The organism is Agromyces binzhouensis, from assembly GCF_004135055.1.
GTDB classification, from domain to species: Bacteria; Actinomycetota; Actinomycetes; order Actinomycetales; family Microbacteriaceae; genus Agromyces; species Agromyces binzhouensis.
This window is the reverse complement of the sequence record NZ_SDPL01000152.1, coordinates 1-6,769: the sequence shown is the minus strand read 5'-3', so window position 1 is coordinate 6,769 and position 6,769 is coordinate 1. Positions and strand designations below refer to the sequence as shown.

General features: G+C 71.0%; 8 protein-coding genes. 1 reads left to right on the top strand and 7 read right to left on the bottom strand.

Annotated features, from left to right (window positions below):
- From ESO86_RS09090 to ESO86_RS09065, 6 genes are all read right to left on the bottom strand, one after another.
- Nucleotides 1-1,091, bottom strand: a 1,091-nt coding sequence (locus tag ESO86_RS09090; RefSeq protein ID WP_165307564.1) for an AI-2E family transporter, incomplete at its 3' end; no start/stop codon positions are given.
- Between the two features lie 35 nt (nucleotides 1,092-1,126).
- On the bottom strand, nucleotides 1,127-3,001 hold the full coding sequence (locus tag ESO86_RS09085; RefSeq protein ID WP_129234606.1) for an alkyl/aryl-sulfatase: 1,875 nt from the start codon (nucleotides 2,999-3,001) through the stop codon (nucleotides 1,127-1,129).
- 54 nt (nucleotides 3,002-3,055) lie between these two features.
- On the bottom strand, nucleotides 3,056-3,727 hold the full coding sequence (locus ESO86_RS09080) for a GAP family protein (RefSeq protein ID WP_129234605.1): 672 nt from the start codon (nucleotides 3,725-3,727) through the stop codon (nucleotides 3,056-3,058).
- Between the two features lie 86 nt (nucleotides 3,728-3,813).
- Nucleotides 3,814-4,437, bottom strand: coding sequence for a hypothetical protein (locus tag ESO86_RS09075; protein ID WP_129234604.1), 624 nt, complete (start codon nucleotides 4,435-4,437; stop codon nucleotides 3,814-3,816).
- A gap of 10 nt (nucleotides 4,438-4,447) precedes the next feature.
- Nucleotides 4,448-4,810, bottom strand: coding sequence for an SHOCT domain-containing protein (locus ESO86_RS09070; RefSeq protein ID WP_165307562.1), 363 nt, complete (start codon nucleotides 4,808-4,810; stop codon nucleotides 4,448-4,450).
- Between the two features lie 10 nt (nucleotides 4,811-4,820).
- Complete coding sequence (locus ESO86_RS09065) at nucleotides 4,821-5,252, bottom strand: DUF6325 family protein (RefSeq protein ID WP_129234603.1); 432 nt, start codon at nucleotides 5,250-5,252, stop codon at nucleotides 4,821-4,823.
- 180 nt (nucleotides 5,253-5,432) lie between these two features.
- On the opposite strand from ESO86_RS09065, the gene ESO86_RS09060 reads away from it, so the two are divergent.
- Nucleotides 5,433-5,828: an SHOCT domain-containing protein gene (locus ESO86_RS09060; protein ID WP_129234602.1), complete on the top strand. Its 396-nt coding sequence runs from the start codon at nucleotides 5,433-5,435 to the stop codon at nucleotides 5,826-5,828.
- A 69-nt stretch (nucleotides 5,829-5,897) separates the two neighbouring features.
- On the opposite strand, the gene ESO86_RS18760 is transcribed toward ESO86_RS09060, so the two are convergent.
- Nucleotides 5,898-6,769: hypothetical protein (locus ESO86_RS18760; RefSeq protein ID WP_165307559.1), on the bottom strand; the 872-nt coding region annotated here is incomplete at its 5' end.

The following is a 6,769-nucleotide window of genomic DNA, read 5'->3' as shown; positions in this document are numbered from 1 at the left end:
GCGGCGTCGGGCGGCGCCGCGCCCGTGGTCGCCCCCGCCGGCGCCGGGACGGACGCGTTCCCGGAGAGCCAGCGCAGCCACCCGTTCCCGTCGCCGAGCAGCGCCTCGCGCGCCGCGAGGGTGAGCGGGATCGACAGGATGGCGCCCAGCGGTCCGATCACGAACGTCCAGAACACGACCGAGAAGAAGCTCAGCGTGAGGGAGAGGTCGACCGCGTCGCTCACGAACTTCGGCTGCACGAGCACCTGCAGGACGACGTTCACGACGGAGTAGACGGCGATCACGACGAGGAGGAGCGGCACGCCTCCGACGACGAACGCGAGGACCGCGGGCGGGATGAGCCCGAGCACGAACCCGATGTTCGGGATGAAGTTCGTCACGAACGCGAGGATCGCCCACACCGCGGGGATGGGGACCCCGAGGGCCCACAGCGCGAGGCCGTCGATGACCGCGACGATCGCGCCGAACGACGCGTTCACGACGTAGTAGCGGCGGATGGACGAGTTGAGTGCGCGGATCCGCACCAGCCTCGGTCGGATGCCGGCGCCGAAGGCGGCCTCCGCACGCCGGTACCGGGCCGCGTCGGCGGCCATGAAGATCACGTACGCGAGCACGAAGAACGCGGCGGTCAGGAACCCGAGCAGCCATCCGCCGAGGCCCTGGGCGAGGTCGACCAACGCCGACGGGTCGAGCGCGGAGGCCGTCGCGTCCGCCAGCTGGTCGCCGAGCCCGACCGATGCGAGCCACGAGGCGACGGATGCCACGGCCGCCTGCAGCTCGTCGACGACGTCGACCACGAGGTCGGCGAACTCGACGCCGGCGAACACGAGCAGCGCGGCGAGCATCGCGAGGATCAGGTAGGCGACCGCGATCACCACGGTCGTCGCCGCCCACCGGGGCCACCCGCGCCGCTCGAGCGGGTGCCGGATCGGGTGCACGATCACGACGAGCACGAGGGCGAGCGCGACGGGCGCGACGAGCTCGCGCCCGAGCCAGAGCGCGACGAGCACGAGCAGGGCGGCGATGACGGTGACGGCTCCGCGCAGGCTCGTGCCGCCGGGGACGGGGAGGGGAGGCGCCTGATCGGTCACGGACCCCACGATAGGCGGCGCCTCCCCTCCCGTCGTCACGGCAGCACGATGTCGAACGAGGGGTCGCCGGGCTGCAGGACCGACATCAGCCGATCGAGCACCTCCACGTCGCCGGTGCGCTCGATGCCCGGGCTCTCGCGGTCGCCGCCGAGGAGTGCGAGCATGCGCGGCTTCGTCAGGGCCACCGTCGCCTGCGCGCTCGCGTCGTCGGCCGGCTTCTGGACGTACACGAGCACGCCGTTGCGGAGCGTGACCCGGAAGTTCCGCGCGACGTCGGTGAACGTCAGGTCGAGCGCGAGGTCGAGGTCCCAGGCGCGCGGTCCGTCCACCGTGATCGCGATCGCGTCGAGCAACTGCTCGGGGGTCAGCTGGGCGAGGATCTCGGGCGCCGTCGTCGAGGTCGGCGTGCCGAAGTTCTCGCCGCGCAGCTCCGTCGCACCCGAGAGGAAGAAGTTGCGCCAGGGCCCGTTCTCCGCCCCGTACGCGAGTTGCTCGAGCGTGTCCGCGTAGAGCGTGCGCGCCGCCGCGTGGTCGGTGTCGGCGAACACGGCGTGATCGAGCAGCGTCGCCGCCCAGCGGAAGTCGCCCTCGTCGAACGCCTGCCGGGCGAGTTCGACCACCCGGTCGACGCCCCCGATGGCCGCGACGTACCGCTCCGCGAGCGCCTTCGGCGGGTGCGGCCAGAGCCGTGCCGGGTTGCCGTCGAACCAGCCCATGTAGCGCTGGTAGATCGCCTTCACGTTGTGGCTCACCGAGCCGTAGTAGCCGCGCGCGTTCCAGGCGTTCTCGAGCGCGGGCGGCAACTGGATCTCCTCGGCGATCTCGGCGCCGGTCATTCCGCGGTTCAGCATGCGGAGCGTCTGGTCGTGCAGGTAGGCGTACAGGTCGCGCTGGAGGCCGAGGAACTCGCGGATCTCCTCCGCACCCCAGGTGGGCCAGTGGTGCGAGGCGAAGACCACGTCGGTGCGGTCGCCGAAGCGCTCGATGGCCTCGGTCAGGTACTTCGACCAGACGTGGGGGTCGCGAACGAGCGCGCCACGGAGGGTCAGCAGGTTGTGCAGCGTGTGGGTCGCGTTCTCCGCCATGCACAGCGCCCGCTTCTGGGGGAACAGGAAGTGCATCTCTGCCGGCGCCTCGGTTCCCGGCGCCATCTGGAACTCGATCTCGACCCCGTCGATGACGTGCGTCTCGCCGGTGCTTCGGATCTCGAGCGTGGGGACGAGGATGCCGGGATGCCCCTTCGAGGTCGACTGTCCGAGCCCGGCGCCGACTGCGCCCTTCGGCCCGCGCTCGAGCGCGGCGCCGTACATGTAGCCGGCGCGACGACCCATCGCGGTGCCCGCGTACACGTTCTCGGCCACGGCCTCGCCGACGATGCCGACCGGGGCGATGACCTGCACGCCGCCGGGCCGCACGTCCTGCGGGTCCACGACGCCGAGCACGCCGCCGAAGTGGTCGATGTGGCTGTGGGTGAAGATGACGGCCGTCACCGGGCGGTCGCCGCGGTGCTCGCGGTAGAGCGCGAGCGCGGCGGCCGCGGTCTCCTTCGAGATGAGGGGGTCGATGACGATGACGCCGGAGTCGCCCTCGACGAAGCTCACGTTCGAGAGGTCGAGGCCGCGCACCTGGTAGATGCCGTCGACCACCTCGAACAGCCCCTGCTTCGCCACGAGCGAGGACTGCCGCCACAGGCTGGGGTTGACCGTGTCCGGGGCGTCGCCCGTGATGAACGCGAACTCGTTCGCGTCCCACACGACCTTCCCGTCGGCGTCGTGGATCTCGCCGGGCTCGAGCGCCCCGATGAACCCGCGGTCGACGGCCTCGATGTCGCGGCGGTCGTCGAACGGCAGGGATGACGCGAGCTGGCGCTGCTGCGCACGGATGGCCTCGGTCGCGTCGTTCTGGTGCATGGTTCCCTCTCCGGTTCTCTGACGATCGATACGTGTCGCGGCTGGGGGCCGGACTCAGAAGTTGCCGACGCCCTTGCCGATCAGCACGACGCCGATCACGAGCAGGAGCACGGCCATGACGGTCGCGTTGTTGTGCACGAGCCATCCGCGCAGCCGCTCGAGCGGCGCGGCCATGCGCTCGGATGCCGCCAGGTAGGCGATCACCGGAACGGCGACGGATGCCGCGGCGATGAGCGTGAAGACGAGGAGCACCACCGCGCTCGGGCCCGCCCCGAGCGCGGCCGAGCCGATCGCGAGGCCCGCACCGGCCCCGAGGAGGAGGTTCTTCGGGTTCACCGCGGCGAGCAGGAACCCGAGCCCCAACGCCCTGCCCGCCGTCATCGCATCGATCCCCGCCATCCACTTCGGCAGGGGCGGCTCGACGCCGGGTGCCGGGCGGCCGCGCCACTGCCGGAGGGCCAGGAACAGCAGGCCCGCCCCGAGCACGAGCTGCATGACCGCGGTGATCGGCTTCGGGTCATCCGCGTCGCCCTGGGGAAGGACCGCCGACAGCAGCGTGAACGCGGTCGCCGCGACCGCGATGCCGAGGACCCAGCCGCCGAGGAAACCGACGCTCGTGGACCGGGCGCGCGGCGAGAGCAGCATCAGGATCGCGGCGATGATCGGGATCGGACTGATCGCGATGCCCACCGCGAGGGGCAGGATGTCACCGATGGCCGAGCCCACGGGCGGCCTCCTCGTCTGCGACCTCGGCCGCGTCAGGGACCCGATGCGGGTCCGCGATCGGGATGGGTCGGGGGCGGTCCACGTGCTCAGATCCGGATCGGGAACGTGGCGAGGATCGAGACGCCGACGATCGCGACGACGCCGGCCAGGGTGAGCAGGGTTCGCGCCACCCACGGGACGATCTCGCGCTGGGACATGGCCGTGAGGAAGAGCACGAGCGCGAAGAGGACGGTGAGCAGCGAGTAGTTGTCGCCTCGCTGGTTGTTCTCGAGGGCCTGGGCGAACTTCTCGTCGGCGCGGTCGTTCAGCTCCTGTGCCTCGTACGTGCCCTCGGGAACGTACTCCTCGCGCGCGAAGGGTGCTCGCTCGATCTGGCCGTCGCGGAGCCATGCGCGGTAGGCCACCTCGAACTCCGGCGTGAAGCGCTGGCGGATGTAGTCCGCCAGCTCGTCCTCGCCGCTCCCGGCCGCCTCGACGTAGGAGGCGTAGATGGTGAGGTCGAACGCGCGCGCGGACCTCGCCTCGCCCTCGGCGTTCGCGGCCTGGATCCGGGCGCTCGAGGCCTGGCTGAAGGCGATCGACATCTCGCCGCCCCACTTGGATGCCTGGAACCCGCACCACGCCGTGAGCACCGCCACGACCGACAGCAGGAAGACACCGACGATCTCCGTGGCGCGCTTCCAGCGGTCGCGCGTCTCGCCTTCGGTCATCGGGGCGCCGTCAGCCGAGCAGCTTGGCCTTCGCCGCGGCGAACTCGGCGTCGCTCAGGATGCCCTGCTCCTTCAGCGTCGCCAGCTTCTGCAGTTCGGCGACCACGTCGACGCCGGCGGCGGGAGCCGCCGGCGGCGGGGGCGGCGGGGGTGCCTGCATGGCCGCCTGCTGCATGGCCGCCTGCTGGGCCTGGTACTGCTCGGCCTCCCACTGCTGCTGGGCGGCGGCCTGCTCCTCCGCCTGCTGGTCCGCGTACCTGCCCTGCTGTCGATGTGCGACGCGACCGCTCACGGCGGTCGCGGTTCCGGCCACGACCGCGGTGCGCGCGGCCATCCCGATCAGGCCGGGTCGGCCCATCCGTCGAATCGGCATGACGTTCCCCCTACTCCTCGTCGCTCGCCTCGGCGAGCACCTCGTTCACGACCGTCGCCGGGATGCGCTCGACCTGCAGCACCTCGCCGCCCGATGCGGCGAACGCCGAAGCGATCTTCTTCGCCCACAGCAGTTCGATCGCCATGATCGCGCCCGACGTGCCGGGCGGGATCGTGTCGGCGAGCTCGTCGATGTCCTCGTCGCCGATGACGCCGGACGCCTCGAGCTCGACGACCGTGAAGCCGGCCTCGTCCCGGAACTCCTCGTACTCCCGCACCGTGACCTCGCCGTCGCCGTCTCGCGAGACGATCAGCAGGTCGAGCAACCGGATCTCGTCGCCTACCATCAGTTCACCCAGTGCCGTCGCCGTCGCCTCGTCGAGGCGATCGCCCTCGAAGCTCACGACGTAGACGTCGACCGGACCGTACTCGAAATCAGCCATCGATTCCCCCCTGGAGAGCAGACTAGGCGCGTGCCGTAGGGCAACGCCAGTCCCGATTCCAGTGCACCCCGCGGCACGCCGACGTGCCCAAGGTCCTCCCGCTCCGGACCCGCGCCGCTAGTGTGGCGCTCGGGGGCGGCATCCGGCGTCCCCGTCGACGACTGGAAAGGCCCAACCCCCGTGGATTTCGCGAGCAACGTCTGGAACTTCATCTGGATCTTCTTCTGGAGCTTCGCCTTCATCGCCTACCTGTTCGCGCTGTTCGCGATCATCGGCGACCTCTTCCGCGACCACCAGCTCAACGGCTGGTGGAAGGCCGTCTGGATCATCTTCCTGATGTTCGTCCCGTTCCTGACGGCCCTGATCTACCTCATCGCCCGCGGCGACGGAATGGCGAAGCGGTCGGCCGCCGCGGCGTCCGAGGCGCAGGCCGCGACCGAGGCCTACATCCGCCAGACCGCGGGCGGCTCGGCGAGCCCGTCCGACGAGATCGCGAAGGCCAAGGCGCTGCTCGACTCCGGCACGATCACCGCGCAGGAGTACGAGGCGATCAAGACCAAGGCGCTCGGCGCCTGACGCATCGACGGCGACGGCCGGGCACCCGCGGGGCCCGGCCGTCCGCCGTCTCCGCCGGAATCGGTCGGCTCAGGCGGTGACCGCCACGACCCGGCGGGCTCCGACGGAGCCGGTGTTGCGCAGGAACAGGATGATCCAGCTGAAGATCAGCAGGCCCGCGACGAGCTCGACCGCGGTGAGGTTGTAGTACCCGACCGCGAAGAACACCGCGAGCACCACGATCACGCCGACGTACACCCAGCCGAGGATGACGAAGACCCGCGGCATCGAGGGCAGGAAGCGCGGGAGCCCGATCACGATCACGGCGTAGACGACGGCCATGCCCGACGCGACCGTGTTGTGCAGGAGGAAGAAGTCGTCGACCGGGAAGATGCCGACGCAGGCGAGCAGGACCCCGATCAGGACGAGCCCGTACCGCACGAAGTCCCGGCCGCGCCGGTCGCGGTCCGTCGTCACCGGCAGGCCCGCGGTCGCGTACCGGGCGACGATCGTGACGATGGCGCCGGCGACGACGAGCGTCAGGTTGAACGCGAGGGCCGAGATGTCGTCGGTCATGCCGAGCGCGCTGAGGTTCATCTGCCACCAGTGGGGGTCGGTCGAGCTGAGCATCGCGGTCATGACGCCGACCACGAGGAACACGGCGAGCACGATCGACAGCAGCATCGGGGTCATGCGCACCGACGAGAGGAAGCACACGTAGGCGGTCAGCGTGAGCGCGACCCCGAAGAGCACGGCCGCCGGCAGCGGGTAGACGGGGGCGCCGATGAAGCTCTGCTCGAGGACGTCGGCGAGCGCGACCCATCCGAGCATGGCGATCACGGCGTGCGCGGCCGACAGTGCGACGACGTCGAACCACCGCAGCCGCGGCGACTCCGCGCCGCGGGGCCCGGTCGCGCTGCGCGTCGCCGCGGCATCCTCGACCGACGGATCGTCGGGCGCCG